A 25043-nucleotide genomic window follows, 5' to 3' on the forward strand; every position below is an offset into this window, starting at 1 on the left:
CAAAATCACTCTTTGTCAAAAATCCTGCCAAGCACAGTTTTTGGACTAAATAAATCTTACTTCCAAATATGCACCTCCACACGGCGATTCAACTGCAGATCCGTCTTCGAAGCCGGCACTAACTCAGAGAACGCCTCGCCTTTAAAGCGATTTGCAGAAACTCCGCGCTGCATCAAGTAGCGGCGAACAGATGCCACACGACGCTCAGCTAAACCGGTATTATACTGCTCGGTCTGGCGGTAATCCGTATGACCTTGAAGCTTCACATTCACAAACGGGTATTCCTTCAACAACTCAATTATGCGGTCTAATTTACGCGCATTCATCGGCCCTATCCACGACTTATCCGTGCGGAAATAGACGACGGTATCGAAAAGCGAATCGAGATTCACCTCGCGACGAGGCTCAACAGCAGCAACTACAGGAGCAGGAGCAGCAGCCACCGGAGGACAACCTTTCAACTCCTTCAAACCCGCAACTACTGGGCAATCATCCAGCGCATCGATCACCCCATCGCCATCTTTATCAGATGGACAGCCTTTATTTTCACGTACCCCTTTCACGGTAGGACAATCATCCTCAGAATCTAAAACTCCATCGCCATCAGTATCTAATGGAGCAGGCTCAGCCACAACCACCGCCTCAGCAATAGGTGAGTGACCCCACTCAAACACCAGCCCTAAAGTCGCACTAAAATTCGTCCCTCTATGATTCAGTGGATCTAGTTTACCTGACACAAAAAACGGGAATCCCACCTGCGTGAGACCGCGCAAAAGCCAGTGTTCCGCCACCTTGTAATCCACACCAGCGGCGATGGATCCGGCGAAATCTACATCGCGGTAGGTTTGGTTATAATTATTATCGAAAACAGCATCCCCCGCAAACTGCCCGAACGGTTTCAGGCGAAACTTGTCCCTATCACGTAGGTAATAACGAAGACCCAAACCCGCGGAAGCATAGCGATCACGCGACCCATTGAGACCGAATAATAAGGTCCCAAAAACGTCCACATTCGGCTTCGTTTCGCGGGCATATTGCAACCCTAATTCGGTATAATTAACTAAGAAATCACGGCGGGATGGCAACTCCTGCATCCAGCGATTCGTGCCCCCTAAAAGAAGAGCCATGCTGTGGCGCGGAGTGTATTTTATCTCTTCCACGGTGCTTTGCTGAGCAAAAGCAGAGAAACTTAACAGGATAAAAAATAGCTTCTTCATTATTTCGGACGATTTAAAATAGACAGGCGAATCGCGATTTCGTGCGTCTGGTTACTCACTTTGCTTAGGCCGGAAATGGGCATTTCGTAGATGTAGCCGAGGTAAATTTTGGGGTTTGCTTGCATCCCAAAACGAAGACCATAACTATCCTTATGTCGATAGGCCAAACCCGCATCAAATGCCTTTCCTACCCGTGCCATCAGATTCACGTCCCAGCTGAGTGGAACGTCCTGTGCGGCGCGCGCCATAAACGAGGGCGAAAACGACAACTGATCGTTCACGCGCACGGTCGTTCCCGCATTAATATACAAATAGGTCACATCCTTGTAGGCGCCAGAAAACCCGCCAAAATCATAGCTCAACACCCGCGGCATCGACAAGCTCGCAAAGAATCCGCCCTTGTGATTAAAGCGCACGCCCCAGCCCGTGTTTCCTTTCAATCCTGAGCCTTTATTCGTCGCTAATATCGGATCATTCGGGTCCACCACTTGAATACCGTCATAATCTAAATAAACCGAAGAAACGCCCAAGCGAATCCCGCCAGCCATACTCCACTCCGGATTAAACTGCACGTGGTAGGCTAAATCCCCCGCCATCGTCGAGATGCGCAAAGGTCCCGCCTGATCTGCGAGCAATAAGAAGCCTCCGCCTATTTTGGGTTTGTATTGAAAGTTCGCCGTTAAGGCCAACGTCCGCGGCGCACCCTGAATACCTAACCATTGCTGGCGGTCCATCACCACGATTTCGCCGCGGTGCCCGTCCTCCATCGTTCCAGCGTAAGCCGGTGATGAGATAATCGGGTTAATGCGGTACATCGAATACATGGTTTCAATCTGCGCAAACGAGCGCAAACTAACCAGCAAAAACAAAATCAGTATATAACTCTTTTTCATTAGTTCGAAGATCTATCTAAGTACACATAATTGCCTAGGTTTGGCCTAGCACCAAAGAAGTCAAGGATGTAATAATACGTTCCATCCGGCAGCTGACTGTCTGTCGCAAGCGCGCCAAAAGCATTGTCCGTTTGACCTGACCAATTGTTTTGGTAATTACCCGTCGAGAACACGATGTTACCCCAACGGTTGTAAATCGTCAAGCGGTTTTCGATGTTTAATCCTGGCAATCCACGGAAAATCAAGGTGTCATTTTTACCATCCCCATTAGGCGTGATGGCCTGTGGCGCGATCATATCTGGCACCGGTAAAACGGTAATGTGCAAGGTCGCTTGCGTACATTTTCCGTCTGCGCTGCACACCGAGTAAATGATGTCCACTGGTCCTACATAACCCGCCGCTGGAGTGAACGTATACGCTCCCGAAGGACTCAAGCTGAAGCTTCCTTTCGCCGGATCCACGTTCGTCACCGCCGTCGCTGTTAAGGCGCTGCCCGTCGAACTCTTATCGTTTCCTAACACGTTTCCGCTCACTAAACCTCCCTGCGTCGTCGCAAAGTCATCTGAGGCGAGCAAGTTTTTCGATGCTGAAGCTCCTACCGTGTAGTACACTTTTGCCGTCTTGCAAAGTGCCGGCTGGCTGTTATCGCAGACCGTATACGTTAACACGTCTGTTCCCACAAATCCTGGCGCTGGCGTGTACGTGATTGTTCCGTCCGCATTGACTTTCGCGGTTCCATTAAGAGGTGCGTTGGTGATCGCCAAAGTACTATAAACTAGCACTCCTCCCACATTCGCCGCCTGGTCATTCGCTAACACATTCGTTGTCACCGGAGATCCTGCTGCCACTGAAACCACATCTGCATTTGCGATCGGTGGATTCGTAATCGCGTTAGGATCGCTCACCGTGATGACTAATGGAACGAGAGGACAGTTGGTCGTTTGAGCTTTGGCACACACTGGAACCAAATACTCATACGTTCCCGGCGTCGTCGAACTGAAAATATACGTTCCATCCGGATTCATTTGCAGACTCGCGCCGCTAATCGAAGTCGGCTGGCCATAGGTCGATCCCGCAGGCACCACGTCATTCGTCGACACACTACCATTCACCGGAATCCCTATCAAGGTCGCGTTAAAGTCTGGCGTGATGACTGGCGCCGGATTCACGACTAGGTGAAGCGTCGCTTTCGCACACACATTGCTCGCAGAACACACGGTGTACACCACATCCACCGGACCAGAGAATCCTGGCGCTGGCGTGAAGACATAAGTTCCGTCCGCATTAAACACGAGCGTTCCTTCGGCCGCAGAAACCCCACTGACAATCGTCGCGGTTAAGGTCTCCCCAGCCGTATTTTTATCATTCGTTAACACAGATCCCGTTACCGGCGTACCTGCTGGACTGCTGTTATAATCATCCGTCGCAAAGGTCTTCGAAGGTTCCGCCACTGGCTGAACAGTGTACGTAACTTTCGCCGTCGCACAAAGTGCTGGTGTCGAATTATCACAGATTTTATACGTGATTTCATCCACTCCGGTGAAGCCTGCTTTTGGCGTATACGTTATCGTTCCATCCGAGTTCACTACGGCTGTTCCGTTTGCTCCGTTAGTTACGATTGCCAAACTCGCTGGATTCAGACTCGCCGCTGGATTCGCCGCTTTGTCATTTGCCAAAACTTTCGTCGTCACAGATGATCCCGCATTCACCGTCGCCACATCCCCATTCGCCACCGGACTGTTGCTATCTTTTAACGGATCGCTAACCGTAATCACGAGTGGAACCGTAGGGCAATTCGTCGTTTGACCCGCAGGACAAGCTGGAACTAGATACGTGTAAACTCCCGGAATCGTCGCCGTGAAGCTGTAGGTTCCGTTCGCATTGACTGTGATTGTCGCCCCCGATTGTTGCGCTGGCTGACCATAAGTCGCACCCGGCGCATCATTCGTCGACACATTACCGCTCACCGGCACATTGATGTTTGTCGCATCGATGTCTGGATTCGTGGAAGGTGCTGTATAAGGTACCACCGGTGGCACAACTGGATCCGTCACCGTAATCACCAAAGTCTGCGTAGGACAATTGCTCGTCTGACCCGGTGCACAGACTGGAATCGTGTACGTATACGTTCCTGCTTTTGTCGCTGTGAAGCTATACGTGCCGTCTGGATTCACCGTGATCGTCGCACCCGTTATGGCAGCTGGTTGACCGAAGGTCGTGCCGGCAGGGTTGTTATCGTTCGTTGCTACATTACCCGTGATGGCCGCGTTTATGGTCGTCGAAGCCGTGTCGTTCACTGGTGTCGGTTCTGTCACCGTGATCACCAATGTTTCCGTAGGACAATTGCTCGTCTGACCCGGTGCGCAAACTGGAATCGTGTAGGTATACGTTCCGGCAGTAGTCGCTGTGAAGCTGTACGTTCCGTCCGCATTTACAGTGATCGTTGCACCTGTTATGGCAGCTGGTTGTCCGAAGGTCGTACCCGCTGGATTACTGTCGTTCGTAGCTACATTTCCTGTTTTAGGAACATTCGCGAAAGCTGTCGCCGTGTCGTCCACTGGGCCTGGCGCCGTTACCGTGATCACTAACGTTTCCGTAGGACAATTGCTCGTCTGACCCGGTGCACATACTGGAATCGTGTACGTATATGTTCCGGCCACAGTAGCTGTGAAGCTGTACGTTCCGTCTGGATTCACCGTGATCGTCGCACCTGTTATGGCAGCTGGTTGACCGAACGTCGTGCCAGCTGGGTTGCTGTCGTTCGTAGCTACATTTCCGGTTTTAGGAACGTTCGCGAAAGCCGTCGCCGTGTCGTCCACTGGGCCTGGCGCCGTTACCGTGATCACTAACGTTTCCGTAGGACAATTGCTCGTCTGACCCGGTGCGCATACTGGAATCGTATACGTGTAAGTTCCGGCAGCTGTTGCTGTGAAGCTATATGTTCCATCTGCATTCACCGTGATCGTCGCACCAGTTATCGCAGCCGGCTGACCGAAGGTTGTACCCGCTGGGTTGCTGTCGTTTGTTGCTACATTTCCTGTTTTAGGAACATTCGCAAAAGCCGTAGCCGTGTCGTCTACTGGGCCTGGCGCCGTCACCGTAATCACCAAAGTCTCCGTAGGACAATTGCTTGTCTGACCCGGTGCACATACTGGAATCGTATACGTGTAAGTTCCTGCCAAAGTAGCTGTGAACGTGTAGGTTCCATTAGCCGCGACTGTTATCATTGCACCCGTTAAGGCAGCTGGTTGACCGTACGTAGAACCGGTAGGAATCACGTCGTTCGTCGAAACATTTCCTGACTTAGGCACGTTCGCAAAAGCAGATACTGCATCATCCACTGGCGCAGGCGCAGTCACCGTGATCACCAAGGTCTCCGTAGGACAATTCGCGGTCTGACCCGGTGCGCATACTGGAATCGTATACGTGTAAGTTCCGGCAGCGGTCGCTGTGAACGTGTAGGTTCCGTTAGCCGCGACTGTTATCGTTGCACCCGTTAAGGCAGCCGGCTGACCGAAGGTCGTACCCGCTGGATTTAAATCATTAGTCGAGACATTGCCCGTTTTCGCCACATTAGCAAATGCAGTTTCCGTGTCATTCACTGGACCTGGCTCATTAACCGTAATCACTAACGTTTCCGTAGGACAATTCACGGTCTGACCCGGTGCACATACTGGAATCGTGTACGTATAAGTTCCGGCCACAGTGGCTGTGAACGTGTAGGTTCCACTAGGCCCCACTACAATAGTAGCACCCGTTAATGCAGCCGGTTGACCGTAAGTCGTGCCCACACGAACCACATCATTCGTCGAAACATTTCCACTAACTGGCACATTAGCAAAACCAGATGCCGTGTCATCTACTAAGACTGGCGCCGGATCCACTAAAATGTGAAGCGTCGCTTTCGAGCAGATATTTCCCGTCGTGCATGCTTGGTACACGATATCGACTGGGCCACTAAATCCGGCTGTCGGTGTGAACGTATACGTACCATCAGCCGCCATCGTAAACGTTCCTTGCGCAGAGCTAGGTCCGGTTACTAAACTAGTTGTTAAGGCTGCACCAGAGGTGTTGCTGTCATTTCTAAGCAATGCGCCAGTTGCAGGACTGCCTGCAACTACGTTATTGTAATCATCCACCGCCGTCGTTACCGCTGGAGCGCCGGCTGCTTCTACGGTGAAGTAGAGAACAGCGGTTTTGCATAAGGCAGGATTTTGGTTATCACAAATGCTGTACACTAAGCTATCCGTTCCTACAAAATACGGACTAGGTGTGTAGCGAATCGTTCCGTCACTATTAATCAGTGTCGCGCCATGAATAGGTGCGGTCGTGATGCTTAAGCTTGATGGAACCAACGCGTTATTTACTTCGCCAGCTTTGTCGTTCGCTACTACATTCACCGTCTTCACGGTTCCTTGTTCCATCGTCACATGATCATTATTCGCCACTGGAGCATCCGCTACCAATGGATCTAATACCGTGATCTCTAATGGGGTCTGAGGGCAACCGGACGTTTGGTTTGGCCCACAAACCGAAACATAGTACACGTATTTGCCTGGCACTGCCGAAGTGAAAGTGTACGTTCCGTTCGCATTCATCGTTAAGGTCGCGCCGGCTAGTTGGGCTGGTTGACCATACGTGGTTCCGGCAGGAACTGGATCATTCGTTTTCACGTTGCCACTTACTGGAACGGATTTGTTCGTCACGTTCACATCCGGCTTGCCTAAATTTTCTACATCGCGGTAATCAGGAACGCCGTCGCCATCGCTGTCCATTGGGGTCGCGCTTGGGCCTTTTTCGACCGCATCGGTTTTGCCGTCGCCGTCTGTATCTAGGTCTAAGTAATTCGGGATTCCGTCGCCGTCTGTATCGGTAGGCGTGCAAGGCGCAGTGCCGGTGCAGCCATCGTCTTCGATGCTGTCTAGGATGCCGTCACCGTCAGAGTCCGTGTCGAGGTAATTTGGAATACCATCTCCATCCGTATCTGTTGTACCTTCTACTGCATCAGGGATGCCATCGCCGTCAGAATCTAGATCTTTGTAGTTTGGAACGCCATCACCATCCGTGTCGACAGGAGATGCTGGGTTAAATCCTTTTTCGATGCTGTCCAAAATTCCGTCGCCATCACTATCCACATCGATATAATTCGGTTTGCCATCGCCATCCGTATCGACTGTTCCTTCGGTCGCATCGGTCATGCCGTCACCATCCGAATCGAGGTCGCGGTAGTTCGGAATGCCATCTAAATCCGTATCTAATGGAGTCGCGCCAGATGGGCCTTTCTCCACTGCATCCGTGATGCCGTCGTTGTCTGAATCCGTATCGCGGAAGTCTGGAATACCATCGCCGTCCGTGTCTAAGATCGCCGCACCCGTTCCGCGTTCTACGCTGTCTGGGATGCCGTCATTATCCGAATCCGTATCACGGTAATCTGGGATGCCGTCGCCGTCTGTGTCGACTGGGGCGTTTCCGTTCGGTCCTTTTTCCAAAGCATCCGAAATGCCGTCGCCATCGCTATCCGTGTCGTAAGGATCAGGCAAGGTGGTTCCGTCGGTATTTGGAGGAGTTAAACCACCATTCGTCGAACTAGGAACTCCATCTGCATCGACTCCGCCATCTACTTTTCCATCTCCATCTACATCCGTACCATTGGACTCTCTCACGTCTGAAATGCCGTCGTTATCACTGTCTGGATCTAATCGATTCGGAATGCCATCGCCGTCGGTATCGCAATCCGGTGCCGAAGGCGAACAAGCTGCAGCCTCCGCCGAATCAATAATTCCATCATTGTCATCATCTAGGTCATTGATATCATAAATACCATCCGCATCTGTATCTAATGGGCAACCATTATTGCCAACAATTCCCGGTAATAATGGACACTGATCCACGTTGTCATTAATGCCATCGCCATCAGAATCTGGATCTAGGTAATTCGGAATGGTATCTCCATCATAATCCGTTTCACCCTCCGATAGATCCGATTTATTATCGCCATCCGAGTCCAAATCTTTGTAATTCGGAATACCATCACCATCCGTATCCGTAGGGGTACAAGGAGCCGTTCCGGTACAGCCTGCGTCTTCCACAGAATCTAAAATTCCGTCATTATCCGAATCCGTATCGCGGTAATCTGGAATACCGTCGCCGTCTGTGTCGACCGTTCCTTCTACTGCATCTGGGATACCGTCATTATCTGAATCGATCTCTTTGTAATCCGGAATGCCGTCGCCGTCGGTATCTAATGGACTATTTCCATTGATCCCGCGCTCTATTGCGTCTAAGATTCCGTCATTGTCTGAATCTGTATCAAGGTAATCTGGTCCTAATGCGCCGTCCGTATTATCTGGCAAAGACCCATTCGCGCCTTTTTCTACGCTGTCTGGAATTCCGTCGCCGTCAGAATCTAAATCTCTATAATTCGGGATGCCGTCACCATCTGTGTCCGTAGGAGTACAAGGCGCGGTGCCTGAGCAACCGGCATCTTCCACGCTATCCGGAATACCATCACCATCCGTATCTAAATCTAAGTAGTCAGGCGTGCCATCATTGTCCGTATCTACCGGTGTAGACGTAGGCCCTTTTTCAATGCTATCTGGGATACCATCGGCATCGCTATCTAAGTCTAAATAGTTAGGAATGCCGTCGTTGTCGCTATCGATATTACCTTCCAAAGCATCGGAAATACCATCCCCGTCACTATCCACATCTAGGTAGTTTGGTCTTCCATCATTATCGGTATCGGTTGTTCCTTCAATCGCATCCGTTATACCGTCTCCATCTGAGTCTAAATCTCTAAAGTTCGGAACACCATCTCCATCCGTATCCGTAGGAGTACAAGGCGCCGTGCCGGTACAACCCGCATCTTCTACGCTGTCTAAAATTCCATCACCGTCACTGTCTAAATCTAGGTAATCAGGCTTTCCATCACGATCCGTATCTACCGTTCCTTCTATTGCATCTGGAATACCGTCGCCATCTGAATCTGGGTCTAGGTAATTAGGAGTGCTGTCGCCATCCGTGTTCGTTGTTCCTTCAATCGCATCTGCAATGCCATCACCATCTGAATCTAGATCTTTGTAATTTGGAATACCATCGCCATCCGTATCGGTTACCCCTTCATTTACGTCAGGTATACCATCGCCGTCTGAATCAAGATCTCGGAAATTCGGAATACCATCTCCATCCGTGTCGATGGAACCTTCCACCGCATCCGTGATGCCATCGCCTTCAGAATCTGGATCTAAATAATCAGGGATGTTGTCATTATCAGTATCTGCCAAAGCTGATCCAGAGCCTTTCTCGATTGCATCCGAAATTCCATCGCCATCTGAATCCAAATCGTATGGATTGCTATTACCTGTTCCGTCTGTATTAGGCGGCGTTAAACCTCCATTTGCAGACGCTGGAACACCGTTGCTATCAGGCGTACCATCCGCAATGCCATCGTTATTTGCATCTGTTCCATTGGCTTCCGTGATGTCTTTAATGCCATCGCCGTCAGAGTCTAAGTCCAAACGATTCGGGATACCATCGCCATCCGTATCACAATCTACCACAGATGGGCTGCATGCAGCTGCCTCCACGGTATCCAGGATGCCATCATTGTCATCATCAGAGTCATCCACATCAGCTAGACCATCGCCATCACTATCTGGAGGACAACCAGTCGTAGAGCCATTTCCAGAAATCAGTGGACATTGGTCTACCGCATCTAACACACCATCACCATCCGAATCCAAGTCTAAATAGTTAGGCGTATTATCGCCATCCGTATCCACATTTCCTTCTGTCGCGTCTGATTTCCCGTCACCGTCCGAATCTAAATCACGGTAATTCGGAATGCCATCGCCGTCCGTATCGGTGGTTCCTTCAATCGCATCTGTGATGCCATCGCCATCAGAATCTAAGTCTCTGAAATCCGGCGTGCCATCACCGTCTGTATCCAGCGGAGTGGTTCCTGATCCTTTTTCAACAGCATCCGTAATGCCATCACCATCACTATCTAAGTCGATGTAATCTGGGAATCCGTCGCCATCCGTATCCACCGGAGTGCCCGTTGGACCTTTTTCGATGTTATCCGAAATACCATCTCCATCTGAATCTAAGTCCAAGTAATTAGGCGTGCCGTCTCCGTCAGTATCCGTTGGAGTGCAAGGTGCGGTGCCGGTGCAACCTGCGTCTTCGATGCTGTCCAAAATTCCATCGCCATCACTATCCGTATCCAGGTAATTTGGAATGCCATCTCCGTCTGTATCCACGGTTCCTTCTACGCGATCAGGAATACCATCGCCGTCACTATCAACATCTAAGAAATTAGGCGTGCCATCACCATCCGTATCAACGGTGCCCTCTGCCCGATCGGCAATGCCATCACCGTCACTATCCAGATCTCGGAAATTTGGAATACCGTCTCCATCCGTATCCGTTGAGCCCTCTAGGCTATCTAAAATACCGTCGTTATCTGAGTCCAAATCTTTGTAATCCGGCGTACCATCTCCATCCGTATCCACTGGAGTTCCGGTAGGTCCTTTTTCAATCGCATCTGTAATGCCATCGCCATCAGATTCGGTATCAATGTAGTTAGGGTTTCCATCTCCATCCGTATCGACTGTTCCTTCGATCGCATCCGAAATGCCATCGCCGTCACTATCTAGATCCAAGTAATTAGGTGTTCCATCGCCGTCCGTATCTGTCGTTCCTTCGATTCGATCTAAAATACCATCGCCATCGCTATCCGTATCTAAATAATCTGGCGTTCCATCATTATCCGTATCGCGCGGAGTAGAGGTAGGTCCTTTTTCAATCGCATCCGTAATTCCATCACCATCTGAATCTAAATCCAAGTAGTTAGGTGTTCCATCTCCATCCGTATCCGTAGGTGTGCAAGGTGCCGTTCCGGTGCAACCGCTGTCTTCAATCGAATCAGCAATTCCATCGCCGTCGCTATCTAAATCACGGTAATCTGGAGTTCCATCTCCATCCGTATCCGTAGGCGTACAAGGTAAGAACCCGATACAAACAGCGTCTTCTAGGCTATCTGGAATTCCATCATTATCAGAATCCGTATCTAGCCAATCCGGCGTTCCATCATTGTCCGTATCTCTTGGAGTGCCTGAGCCTTTCTCCGTTGCATCTGGAATTCCGTCACCATCCGCATCGATCGGAGTGATGGTTAAGCTTAAGGTTCCTGTGCTCGTCGCCGTTCCATCTGAAACCGTATAACTAATCGCTGGAGCGGATCCATAATAATTTAAAGCCGGTGTAAACACGAAGCTTCCATCCGCATTGATGATGATGGTTCCTACCCCTGTGATGGTCGTTAATTGACCTGCTGGGTAACTCACGCCACCTATCGAATACGCTGTAACACTTAACGCAGAACCCTCCACATCACGATCGTTTGCTAACACGTTATTCGTGATAGGCGTATTAATCGGTTCGGATAAATTCTCATTTGCCACGATAGGCGCATCGTTCACAGGCGCTACCACAATCGTCAAATTACCATTCGTCGATGCCCCTTGGCCATCACTAACGGTGTATTCGATCATCGGAACAATGCCATTATAATTCGCCGTAGGCGTAAAGGTAAAGGTGCCATTCGCGTTGATCGTAATCGTTCCCACACCAGGAATAGTCGCTGTAGAAGTAAACGTTCCCGTGATACCCGCAATGGTAAATTGAGTGATCGTTAATGGATTAATTTCTGGGTCTGAATCGTTCGTTAATAAATTCCCCGTAGCGACCGCATCTTCCTGCATATTCACCGTTTCTGGAGCCACCACTGGCGGATCATTTACCGGTGTAACCGTAATGCTTAACGTACCTGAAGTTACTCCTCCGTTTCCATCTGAAACAGCATAAGTAATCACTGGAACCGTGCCAAAATACCCGCGGTTAGGCGTAAACGTATACGTCCCGTTCGCATTGACAATCACAGATCCTATGCCTGTTAATTCCACAATGGATCCCGCTGTATAGGTCACTCCACTGACCGTAATTTGGGTGATTGTTAAAGAAGCTGTTGCGGTTTCTACATCTGTATCATTTGTTAAAACACTCAAGCCAGTGATCGCTGTATTTTCTGGCGTTGTTAGCGTTTCATTCGTTACGACTGGCAAGTCGTTAACTGGTGTAACTGCGATGTTAACATTGGCTGTATTCGTAGCAACACCATCTGAAACCGTATATGTAATGGTAGGAACCGGACCATTATAGTTAGCGAACGGAGTAAACGTTAAATCTCCAGTAGGCGTTAGTGTCACTGTTCCTATTCCTGGAATAGTAGCAATCGAAGACGTACTAAATGATCCATTAATTCCGGCAATCGTAAACTGAGTTACGGTCAGTACGGTATTTCCACCATCAATATCTGAATCATTCGCTAACACATTCACCGTGACTGGTGTGTCTTCTGGCGTTGTTTTATTGTCATCATTTACTGCGATAGGTGAATCGTTCATCGCGGTCACATTGATGTCCAATGTTCCTGTATCTGTACCCCCATTTCCATCACTAATCGTATACGTAATGGTAGGAACGATCCCGTTGTAATTAGGGAATGGCGTGAACGTGTACGTTCCGTCTGCATTCATCACGAGGGTTCCTGCGCCCGGAATCACATTCGTAGAACCGGCTGGATATGTATAGGTAGTTGAACTATTGCCAGAGATTACAGTAAATGAATATTGGGTTACGACTAATGAAGCATTTGAAGTTTCCGCATCCGTATCATTTGAACGAACATTTCCGGAGACAGGCGTATCTTCCTGAGTAGAATTCACATCATCTACTGCAACTGGATTCGCATTTACAGGCGCCACAAAAATATCTAAATCACCCGTATCGGTTCCACCTTGTCCATCGCTTATAGTATAGGTGATTATTGGAATTGTCCCTGAATAAGAAGGATCAGAGATAAAAGTATAAGATCCATCAGCATTAATTGTAATCCAACCTTTCCCTGCAATTGCAAATGTTGTGCCTATAACTGGCCCTGTTACACCTGCAATGGTATATCCTGTCACAGTAAGCGTATTTCCATCTACATCCGCATCATTCGTCAATATATTGCCAGTCACTGTGGTATTTTGGTTCATCCTCACAATATCATCCGTCGCTAAAGGCGCATCATTTACCGGGTTAACGGTTATCGTTAAACGACCCACATCTGAGCCACCGTTACCATCGCTTAGCGTATAATCTAAATACGGAACAGCTCCAGAATAACTTGCCGTAGGCGTGAATGTATACGAGCCATTTGCGTTCATGGTGATCGAACCTTTGCCCGGAATATTCGCGACATCTCCTGGGTTATAGGTGATTCCGTTGATCGTGAATTGCGTAATGGTTAAGGTATTTCCGTCTGCATCAGAATCCGGTGTTCCGGTAGTTAAAACATTGCCAGAAACTGGGGTATTTTCATTCGTAGCAATGACATCATCTACCGCCACTGGCGCGTCGTTTACTGGGGTAATAGTTAAAGCCAAAGCCCCTACATCCGACCCTCCATTCGCATCCGTCGCTGTGTATTCGATCGCCGGAACCGAGCCATTGTAATTCGCCACCGGCGTAAATGTGAAGCTGCCATCAGGATTCATCACGAACGTTCCCACATTCGCAATCGTCGCTGTTTGGCCAGCATTATACGAAACACCTCCTACCGTAAACGTCGTAACTGTTAAGGCTGCGGCAGGCGAACCTGATCCTGTATCATTCGTCAAAACATTGCCTGTCAGAGGTGTGTCTTCTGTTCCTGTTTTGGCATCATCGACGATCGATGGAGTGTTAGACATGAGGATTTTGGCAGCAGCCGACGTCACATTTCCGCACACATAATTCGACTGCGATAACAGCAATTGATAGCGGTAACCTTTCATCGCAATGGACACATTACTCACCGTCAAAGTACTCGTTCCTGCGCCGGCATAGGTCGAAGAATTCGTCACGTTTGACCAGGTATTTCCACCGTCTGAACTCACTTGCCATTGGTAGGTAGTCGTGCCCGTTCCCGCGGTAACATTCGCAGAGAATACAGCAGAACCACCAGGCGTCGTAGATTGATCTGCCGGTTGTGTCGTGATGACACTGGCCGCTCCAGCACTTAAATAATTACTATTCGTGCCGGTATAAGTCGCGCTGGTAATCTTACCTGTGGCGTCGACCGTGATTGGATTTGTGCCAAATTGTTGGTTGCCATCCGTCCCCTGCGTCAACGAATTGTTGTAGGCTTCGTTCGCATCTGAACAGCCATCGCCATCGGAGTCAAGATCCAATTGATTCGGAATACCGTCTCCATCTGTATCTGGACAACCAATTGGTGTTATTGAAATATCGTCAATAGAAAAATCATTACCACTTGCATTAACGGAAACATTTTTTATAATGAATGATACCGTTTGGTTGATTGGCGACGTATAATCTATCGTAGCTAATTTCCAGCCTAATGAATTTTGGGGGCCTGTATTCGCCTGAACCAAAGTTCCACCCCCTGCCGAAACAACCTCAGCCGCTAATTGGTAATCGTTGGCTGCCGAAGCCGCTTGGTGCCAGAACGAAATTCTGTATTTTGCCCCTCTAAGTAAATCAATGTTTTCCCGATAAAAAGTACCCATTGTCGTACTTCCATTCACTGCCAAATAGGCATCGGTAGATGTTCCGGTTGTGTGACCTAGATATCTCCAAAAAGCAGTTGAACCTGCAAAATATGGCGTAGTTTGATTAACAATTGCATACTGAGCAGCTCCTGTATTTGAACCTGAATAAACATAGCCTCCAGTAACTGTTGTATTGGCTGTATTTCTTGGAGCTGCAGCCGTTCCAAATGTTCCATTAGATTCATTAGTATTCAATGGAAGCGTAGGACACTCATTAGAATCTAATATTCCATCATTATCATCATCTAAATCGTCTAAATCCGATACGCCATCAAAATCTGAATCCAAACAAGCTTTGATTGTAGGATCAATAGCACGTTCATAGAAATAGGTTCCCGAGAATAATCCGCTTTCGGTGGCTGTTTCAATGGAGTTAGCAAATCCGTTATTTCCATATCCACCACTGACAGTAGTAGCCGTTAATAAACTAACTGTTTTCGCTTCAGCGGCATCAGAACATCCATCACCGTCTGAGTCTAGATCCAAATGATTTAAGACTCCATCATTATCTGTATCATTTGTACAAATACTTTTAGGATTCAAACTTGCTTGAAAGGAGTTTGGTAAAACTAAACGTAATTCATAAACTCCGCCATAATAAGATGTACCAGCTACACCAACAATACGGAACAAGGTATATTTAACCGTAGGGTTCAAGGTGTTTGAAACAGTGAATAATCCTGATGCTGTTGTTGAGCTCACTGCTGCAGATAAGTCTGCCCAAGTTGTACCATTGTCTACACTTCCTTGTAATTTAAAGGTATTAGCGGTTGAACTAGATAGTGCCCAATTGTATAACTGAAATTGTACTCCACTAATGGCGATAGGACCTACAACACTTGGGGTAATTCTAAATAATTCTTTTCCGACCCAATTTTGTGCATTACCAAATGCAGAATAGGTTGCGGCATTATTATCTATGGCATTTGTTATGGAATTCGTACTATATATTAATAAATCCGTTGTTAATTTCGCGGGTAAGCTTGCCTCCGAATTAGTGAAAAAACAAGTGGGTGATTCCACTGCGTCTAGAACACCATCATTATCATCATCAATATCAGAAATATCAATTACACCATCATTATCAGAATCCAAACAGACATTTAATGCTGAACTTGCCGCATAATAATACGAATATAAACCTGTGTAAATGCCGTTTCCTGATGTTTCTAATGCATCCGCAAAACCATTCGTACCATAAGGCCCGTTAGCTATTGTATTAGCTACGTTTGCAGTGGTTGTCGTGGTGGAAGTAGAATCTGAAGCTAAATTAATAATGCTGCCTGAATTCAATGTTCCGGTTACACCTGCTTCTTTTGCATCGCTACAACCATCTCCATCAGAATCTAAATCAAGCTCGTTTGGTATTCCGTCTTTATCAAAATCACAATCTGGCGGAATAATCACACCATAATCACCTGTGATAAACGTTTGACCGATTACTACTTGACCTATTTGAAAGGTATTTGTAGAATTCGTATTTAAGGTTATTCGGTTAAAAGACCCGGACCTTAGACGCATTTCTTCTAAAGGGCCATTGGACGTACGAGCCCCGAAAATCCTTACTTCACCAAATTTATTTATGTAGATACGAGAAAGAGGTCGCTGTTGATTTCCTGCGACGTCCCACACAGCCGTATATGATGTCCCATCTAAAAATTCTACAACCGAATTAGATGTATTGGTGACGAAATATTCTAATTCCTGAGGATTCACTAAATGGGTACCATTGATACGAACATTGTATGAATTATCTAATGACCAAACATTTACTAACAATCCATCAGGTGCTGCAGGAAAGGTTTGAGAGGCGGAGGCTCCATTCGTAACGGTAAAAGACTGTCTTGAATAATTCACATTATTAGGGTCAAAAGGCGCACATTCTTGTGTGTCTAATACCCCATCATTGTCATCATCTAAATCATAAATGTTACCTACCCCATCGTTATCAGAATCTAGACAACCATTGTAATTAATTGACAGTGCATATTTGTAGACAAGCGTGCCACTGTAAACGGCACTTTCTGTTGCCGTTTCTAGACCATCCGCAAAACCATTAAGCCCATAGGTGCCTGATGCAATAGCGCTTGCTACGTTGGCTGTCGTTGTTAAATTAGTAGGCGTTCCATTTACAATTGAACCAGATAATAAGGCCCCTAAAACACCTGCTTCTTTAGCATCCGGACAACCATCGCCATCAGAGTCCAAATCAAAATTATTGGCAATCCCATCACTATCCGTATCTGTCGCTGTACACGTTTCTTTGGGATAGAAACTTGGCTCATAATTAATTGATGTGGTGAAATAAAATTCGGTAGCATACCCATTCACATTAACGGTTCCTGCGGTTCCATATAAACGGTAAAATTTATATCGAGCTTCGTTTTGTGTAACCCTGAAAATTTCGTTGGGTGTATTTGTTGTCCAAAAAGGAGCAACAATCGTATTGTCTGTAACAGTATTAAATGTGGTTCCTGTATTTAAATCTGTCCAAGTTGAATTATCGTTACTACCTTGAACCTTTACAATTGCACCTGAATTAAAATGGCTGTTACCATCAGCAAAACGAAGGGTTAATTGTGATAAAGAAACAGGATCATTAAATGTGATTTTATATAATTCTTTGTTTACAATAGATGAGCTATTCACAAACCCAATGGCTATAGTTGCACCATCTCCATCGATTAGATTTTTTGGTTGATTAATTGAATTAACTCTAGGAATTTCTGACGAAATTGTAACGATAGTTTGTCTGTTACCACTTGAAAAGAATGAAGCAGGATAATAACAATTGGGAGATTCAATCGCATCTAAAATACCATCATTATCATCATCAATATCAAATATGTCAGATACTCCATCATTATCAAAATCACTACAAACATTTACAGTAGCACTTTTTGCATAATTACTGTAAGTAGATACATAATTAATCAATCCTGAATTAGCGCTCGTTTCCACACCGTCTGCTAAACCATTTGTCCCATATACTCCCTGAGCTATCGCGTTCGAAACGGATGTGTTTGTTAATGACCCGTTTACTTTATTGACAAGGGTACCTGAAATTAAAGTTCCAGAAACGCCCGCTTCTTTAGCATCACTACATCCATCACCATCCGTATCTAAATCCAAACGATTGATAATCCCGTCGCCATCAATATCTGGGTTACAGGTAGCGGCAATATTGTCTGAAAAATCAGTGCCTCTTTCAAAAGGATTAAAAACATAGACCGCTCTATTTTGAGTTGATCCATCTCCAAATGCCCCTGAAACATTATGCCCTACGTTCCCGATCTCCCCTTTGTCATTTAACATAGGAGTAACGTGACCTCCATTTTCCACGACATAAATTTTATCTGTGGGTAAAATTCCGTCGGGGGTTTTTGGAACTAAGGTACTTGCATTACCTAAACCAATCATGTTATTCCCACCAGCATCACCCCATGATAGAGGTTGACTAGTATTTAAAATCACTGACGCTGTGGGATAGCTATCTGTTGAATTTTGGGCACTTAAATATTCTACATTTTCTAAAAATCCTATACCGTCTTTCCCTTTAACTTGTAACCAAGAATTTGAATTGGATGTACTATTTTGTCCCAAAATACCCGCAGCACCAGACCCCATCGCATACAACTTTTTATTGGTACCTAATAATAGGTATGTCATGCTTGTGCTGTAGGTTGCATCAATCATCGCAATTCCAGTTCCGCCTGGCAAGGGGTTGGTCATTTCTGTTGCGAAATTTAACGTGGTTGGAACTGAACCATTTCCTACATACACGTTAGTACCCCAAGTGTATAGCTTGTTATTCGTAACATCTGCTGCGATTGAACCCCCTGAAGTAGCTTCAATCTGATCAATATTAGCTAATGGTGCATTAGGTGCCACTAACACTTTCGTAAACCCTTTCGTTGTTGCGGTTAAACCTGCACCATTTAAAGAAGGATATGTCAATGCATTAGCATACACCGTTCCATCATGTAATAAAATCAAGAAATTATTCGTCGAAGCGCTAATAGATTTGATGTTTTTAGGATCAATTTCTGATGGTAATGCCACTTTTTGAAATGCACTGGGAGCTCCAGCTACAATACCAGGAAGCGAAAAATTAGTACTCAAATAGCCCCAAGCCCAAATTCCTTCCGTTGTAGCTAATATATAAGAACTGTTTGAACCTACGGCTGCCATATCAATTATTTCACCCGTATAATTATAGCCATTAGCAGGTGTAACGAGGGTTGGTATTACTTGGTCTGTGCCGTCTGGTTTAGCATATTGCCCTGCTACATAATACTTTCCGCTTTTACTTCTAAATAAGGTTCCGTGAAAGGCAGAACTCATTATTTTCGATTTAAATTTTGCTTCATCTGTCCAACTTGCAAAAGACGGTGCATCACATTCTTCCGTATCTAATACGCCATCATTGTCGTCATCTAAATCAAATACGTCGCTGATGTTGTCACTGTCAGAATTCAAACAAGCTTTCGTGTTTATATCGATAGCGAAAAGGAAGTTATATGTCCCGCTATAAGTACCATTATCAGCTGATGTTTCTAATGTATTTGCAAATCCATTTGTTCCAACTCCGGAAGTAGGATGAGAAAAGTTTTGTGTTGTATTCGTGGTCGTACCTGCTTCTAACGCATCGCTACAACCATCCCCATCGGAATCCAAATCTAAACGGTTTGGTATACCATCGTTATCTGTATCACGATCAAAACAGATTGATTTTTCTGAATAGGTCGAATTAGTTAAACGAATATTGGAAAATAATGAGGAGGTAGTACTTCCAGAAATCGCCAATTTATAAGCAGAGTTGGTACCCTGATATGCTGTTTTTTGCACACCATTTATTTTCACCGTCACATAACCAGTTGCAGAAATATCAATGCTATATTCCTCGGAACCTGTTATAGCTCCATGATTAAAGCTCCATACACCGCCATTAAAATACCCATAGGCTTGTGTCGCTGCTAAATAAAACTTAGCTCCGTTATCATTATAATTGGCTGGTGTTTGTGCCGCGGCTGCTGGCAATAAACCAAACATCGCTGATCCTTCCGTGGTGAATTTGTTGAATTTCAGCGAAAGAGGTAAAGAAAAATTTTCAGATGAATAAGATGAATTCCAGCCATTGGTATTCGTAGTAATTGAGTTGCTTGTTTTATTTACAACTGAAACGCCATTAAAGTTTACATTTTCCAAATTTACGCCATATGGCATACACGAAACTTGTTCTTGGCTATCTAAAACTCCATCATTATCGTCATCTAAGTCATTTACATCTAATATATTATCAGAATCCGTGTCTCTTAAATTTTGTTTGACAGCAAATCCTATCACTGCATTATTAGGTAAAACTTGGGCAAGTTCCCATTTAGCAACCACCCCTATCCCCACTTTAGTCATAGCGGTAAAAGTTGCATTCGAAAAGTCTCCATCTCCATCAGTATCAACTACTAGATAAACTGTTTCTGCATCATATTTTTGGATATTTGAAAAAGGCAATGCATTTACAGCTGAATTCCCAAAAGCAGGGACACTAATTTTACTAGCATCAGATATCCCAACATTACTTACTTTCCATTTACGGTTAAGTGGATAATAAATTCCTGTTAACGTCTCTGAATACAATAAATTTGCATTATTATCTCCAAGTAAAATGTACGTATTATCTGTTGTAAGATTGTTTCCGACACTTAAAGCATTGCTTGAACCTATGATAGAATTATTTCCAAGCGTAATAAATTTACCCGTGTAATCAGAAGAGTTTGCTTGTCGCTGATGTAATCCTTGTGCATCTGAACGTGCAATACCAAACACGTGATTATGGTAAGAAGCATTATTCGTCTTATTCCATATAGTTGTTCCATCAACTGTTATATAATCATGGTTTACAGAAATACCATATTTTAAACCTAAATAGGATTCAACGATGTTTTGTTGCGATGCGGTATTCGTATTTTGAAAGGTAATAATTTCAGCGATGGGCCCATTCCAATATCGATTTGTACCTGACTGAAAAGAAATGGAATTAGCAGAAAAAGGGGCAGCATTGGATAATGAAAAAGCAGAAATCAAGTTAGGTTGCCCATTGGGCCCGAAATCATAAGTTGAAGAGGCGGAACCAACGGCTCCATCTTTTCTCCAAGAACCTTGAGTCGAACTCATTAAACCCGTAAATTGTAACGTACTTCCTGTGCCACCATGAAAAGCGGGTGCTACTCCTGATCCATAAAGAACGTGGTAATAATCTCCTCCAGCCGTTGCATTGACATCTTGAACCACCCAATAACTTTGACGAATATTAGCTAGATCCGGGATATTTAAAGAGTATAAGGACGAAGTATTAAAAGTTAAAGCAGGATTGTAGTTTAACACATTTGTATTAAAGACCGGCTGCTTTGCAACTATGGTGTTATAAGCATCTATTTCATTCCCCGATAAATCATCCCAAAAAGGCACTTTGTCGTTATTGTTATAACTAGTTGTAGACGACTTAGTATAGACATCTAAACGCATCGCCCTATAAGTAGCAAAACTGGATGGTATAACGCGAACATAACGACAAGTGACTGGTGCAGCAAAGTCAGCATATACAAGATCAGTATTCGTTTCATTACCATTAAAAAGACCCAAGTCAGTGTAAGTAATATTGTCCGAAGAAACACGAACTTGAAAATCTTTTACAAAATAAGAACCACTAGCTGCACCAAGTAAGGCAATACCATCAATAGTTTGTTCACTTGATAAATCTAAAGTAATATTTCCAATAGGATTGCTACCGGTAGGATTTGCGGCCCCACCTTCTGTTGAACCGGGAATCCAACCATAGGAACTTGATAATATGGAAGCAGAAGCGGGCCAAGCACTACCCCAATCACTAGATGAAGTTCGTTTATTAGCTGGCACATTTAGTAAAGTACGTGTAGTTTTGATGGCGCCATCTGCTTTTAACCAAAAGGAAGGTTTGTTCTCTAAACCAAGAGGAGAAATAGATGGGATAGTGGGCTCAAATAAATATTTTCTTCCTGCACCTACACCTGGGAAAATGGTATTACTACTATACTCGGCTTTACTACTTAAAATGTGGTTAAAGGTGTAAATAGAGATGTATTCATTTGCTCCAAAATTTCCTAGACCAGCACTTGCGCTTATCGTGCCTATAGGAACCGTATTACCATAGATATATTCGATATTATTAGACGTCTCGTAAATTTTTATTTGATAACTAAAACCAGTCGAGGCATTCGAAGTGTAAGCCACTTTCCATTGAACAGTTAATACTCGATTAGGGGCTGAACCACTTAAACTGTAAGTAACACCTCCACCAGAAGCAACGGAGCTCGTATAGGTTGCATCCCACCAGGCATATAATTTAGGCGTATTCGTAATAGAGACTGCACTGTTAACACTTTCCGTAGAAACAGCAGACGAACCTAATTTCAATAAGCCAGCTGCGTTTACAGAAAAACTAGAATAAGTATTGCCCTGAAAAACAAAGTTAAATCCAATGGGTGTAACCGAAGAAGCCGCTGCTATTGCAGAACCTCCATTAATTAAGCTCGACCCAGAAACAAGTTCAGTATAGGTGGCAGAGGCAGTACTAAATTTTAAATTAGTGAGCTGCGCATTTGATAAAAATGGAAGTAAAAAAACCAGTAATACAAAGTAATACTTTAAGAATAGACGCATATATCAATCGGATAATTGTAAATCATATTTCATTGCCGATGTTGAAATAATACAATTCGGCAAACAAATAAAGTAAATCACGATGGGGGGATTTGTCAAAAAAAGTGTCTTTGACAGAATTTGGACGAATATTCTAACCTATTCTGGAGTTGAAATACTCCTTAGGGGTACAGCCTTTGGCTTTCTTAAAGGCGGTGTAGAAGCTTTGGCGAGAACCGAAACCGGACGCTTCTGCGATCGTTTCGATGGATGCTTTGGCCAAATAAGCAGGGTCACTCAACTTTTCTTCGATGTACGCAATCCGGTAATTGTTCAAATAATCGCGGAATGAAATACCGTGCGTATGTTTGATTGCCTGCCCTATCAGTCGGTGCGGATGACCTGTCAGAGAACCTAATAATTCCGCTGTCAATTGTGAATTCAAGAACACCTCCGTGGTTTTAAAGTACTCGTCCACTTTTGATGCTAAGGCTTTCAATCTCATTTCCTCTTCGTCACTAAGAACAAGTTCCTCTTTTTCCGGGCCGCGTAGATTCTCAGCAAGGATTTTGACATCCAGTAGTTTGGGATTAATAGCAAGGTAAAACAGATGGAAAACAAACTCCGCGATTAAAAGATAATCCGTCGTGATAAAGGACGATTTGCCGCTGTCTGTATAGATGAAAAGATACCACAAATAAAAAATGGTACAGAACCGAAAGAGCAGAATCCCGATGATCCAGAAATGGAAAACCCCTTTTTGGAACAAAATCTCATTCTGTTTATCCCGTCTAAATTGAATATAATAATACACCATCGCAATGTAGAACACGAAGTACATCAACACTTTTGCATACACGTGGTAGTAGGGATCGAACCACAAAAAACGCGGATTATAAGCGAAATAATCTCCCTGTGCGAGCATCCACTTCACCTCTTCTATTTTCACTTGTTTGGAACTCAAATAGTAAGGCGTATTCTCTATGAGTTGTAGCAGGAATGGTAAAAAGAAGATCAAATGAATCCATTGGAATTTTGCGCGCGGATGTAACAAATACCACAAGAACATGAAATTTAAGGGCGGCAAAATATAAAAAAGCGGAGCAGAAGTCCGATAGAAGTAGGGGGTCACCACAATCACTTCCGGCATTAAATAATAAGCCGCAACCACTAAATAGGCAAGGATTAAAAACTGTACCGCTAAGATTTTAGCAACAACTAAATTCCCTTTTCTGATCAAAAAATTCAGACCAAAGAGCAAGCACAGCGAGCTCACTAAAGAGAAAAGGTACAAGGATCCGACGTTTGACATTTAGAACAGTTGAATGATAAGCTAAATAACAAAAATTGGACAAGTGCATCTGTAACATATTACGCCTGTTACAAAAATTGGACAAAAATTATTCTACGTCTTTTTGAGCAAAAAAAGCGGCCGGAGTGATATGATGAAGCTTATTAATGGCATTATGAAGTCCTTGTCTAGACCCAAAACCGGCTTGTTCCGCCATCAAGTCCTGAGACATCGTCCGCCATGATTCGTGCTGTTTACGCTGCTCCACGATATAATTGATCCGCCACGAATTGACAAAATCTGGATAGTTTAACTCGTAGATATACTGTGTGGTACGCGATAATTCTCGCGCTGAAATACCAATCGATTTAGCGGTATTATCCAAGCTGGCATCGCTTTGTAAAAAAGGTTTTTGAGCTACGAAATACTCCTCTAATCGCTGGGCAAATCCCTCGTATTTTTTCAATTTCTCCGCATCTTCATCTGGCTCAGGATGACGTTGCTCTGGTTGCAAGCGATTCACTAGGCTTTGGAAAGTTACAGCATCTAACAAGTCAGGACGATATAAAACAATCCCTACATTCAGGAATGCGGCTAAATGCATCAAGAGATCCGCATAAGAGAATTGTAGATTATTAAACCCAATGATGCCCATCACATAGGCGATAATAAATACAATGGACAGCAGACTTAAGCTAGTGTAGGCAAGCAACCAATTGATAACGAAGCTTCGCTTGTAGCTGTTTTTACGAATGAAATGGAGGACCAGGAGGAATGACGCAATGGCATAAATCGTAGATCCGCTAACCTTCAAAAAGGACAAGATTCTAGGTGGAAAGTAGGTGACCGTACCCGGATAATTAACTAAAGATTTATATTTCATCACGAGTTGAATCTCGCTTAGCTTATTCTCAACTGGGCCAAAATAAAACGGCAATAACTCTGCCAGATGCAAGACAAAAGGAAGAAATAATAAGCAATGCCAAATCTTACATTTTTGGGCAGGATACAGCATAAAATAAACAAACAAGAAAGCAACAGGAGGCGCTAAGAAATGAATAGGAGAACCTACCATATACAAATGCGGGTACTCTTGTAGGCGACCGCCCGTAGCAAAATACGCTAAAATAATACGAGCGCAAAAGATCAAAAAATACAGCCCTAAAAACTTCGACGCCAGCATACCCTTCTTCGTAATCAGGTGCAGCCCAAACAATCCCACCAGCGTGGAGATCACGAAATCATAGCATAGTTCAACGATAGTTAGCAAGGTGGTGTTTTGTTTTCGGTTGCAAAATAGTAATAA

The 25043-nt window shown here is 44.9% G+C and carries 5 protein-coding genes; all 5 read right to left on the reverse strand.

Annotated elements, in window-relative coordinates; all coding sequences use genetic code 11:
• Nucleotides 1-56: 56 nt before the first annotated feature.
• The 5 genes from G9X62_RS05420 to G9X62_RS05440 all read right to left on the reverse strand — a co-directional run bounded on the left by G9X62_RS05420 (nucleotide 57) and on the right by G9X62_RS05440 (nucleotide 25007).
• Nucleotides 57-1217 (reverse strand): OmpA family protein, encoded by a 1161-nt coding sequence (locus G9X62_RS05420; RefSeq protein WP_223131750.1) that lies wholly within the window; start codon nucleotides 1215-1217, stop codon nucleotides 57-59.
• Nucleotides 1217-2110, reverse strand: coding sequence for a PorP/SprF family type IX secretion system membrane protein (locus tag G9X62_RS05425; protein WP_223131751.1), 894 nt, complete (start codon nucleotides 2108-2110; stop codon nucleotides 1217-1219). Before G9X62_RS05425 ends, G9X62_RS05420 begins: the two co-directional genes overlap by 1 nt.
• Nucleotides 2110-22467 (reverse strand): tandem-95 repeat protein, encoded by a 20358-nt coding sequence (locus G9X62_RS05430; RefSeq protein ID WP_223131752.1) that lies wholly within the window; start codon nucleotides 22465-22467, stop codon nucleotides 2110-2112. The genes G9X62_RS05425 and G9X62_RS05430 overlap by 1 nt, the downstream gene beginning before the upstream one ends.
• 133 nt (nucleotides 22468-22600) lie before the next feature.
• Nucleotides 22601-23758: a helix-turn-helix domain-containing protein gene (locus tag G9X62_RS05435; RefSeq protein ID WP_223131753.1), complete on the reverse strand. Its 1158-nt coding sequence runs from the start codon at nucleotides 23756-23758 to the stop codon at nucleotides 22601-22603.
• Nucleotides 23759-23846: 88 nt separating this feature from the next.
• The gene (locus G9X62_RS05440) at nucleotides 23847-25007 is read right to left on the reverse strand and encodes a helix-turn-helix transcriptional regulator (RefSeq protein WP_223131754.1); all 1161 of its coding nucleotides are present in this window, start codon (nucleotides 25005-25007) and stop codon (nucleotides 23847-23849) included.
• Between the last annotated feature and the right edge of the window lie 36 nt (nucleotides 25008-25043).

Origin of the sequence: Aquirufa lenticrescens (genome assembly GCF_019916085.1) — a bacterium.
Classification (GTDB): domain Bacteria; phylum Bacteroidota; class Bacteroidia; order Cytophagales; family Spirosomataceae; genus Aquirufa; species Aquirufa lenticrescens.

What these genes read in the sequence shown, in the direction of transcription:
- G9X62_RS05430 (WP_223131752.1), bottom strand. Translation starts at nt 22,467, where the DNA reads ATGCGTCTATTCTTAAAGTATTACTTTGTATTACTGGTTTTTTTACTT.
- G9X62_RS05435 (WP_223131753.1), bottom strand. Translation starts at nt 23,758, where the DNA reads ATGTCAAACGTCGGATCCTTGTACCTTTTCTCTTTAGTGAGCTCGCTG.
- G9X62_RS05425 (WP_223131751.1), bottom strand. Translation starts at nt 2,110, where the DNA reads ATGAAAAAGAGTTATATACTGATTTTGTTTTTGCTGGTTAGTTTGCGC.
- G9X62_RS05420 (WP_223131750.1), bottom strand. Translation starts at nt 1,217, where the DNA reads ATGAAGAAGCTATTTTTTATCCTGTTAAGTTTCTCTGCTTTTGCTCAG.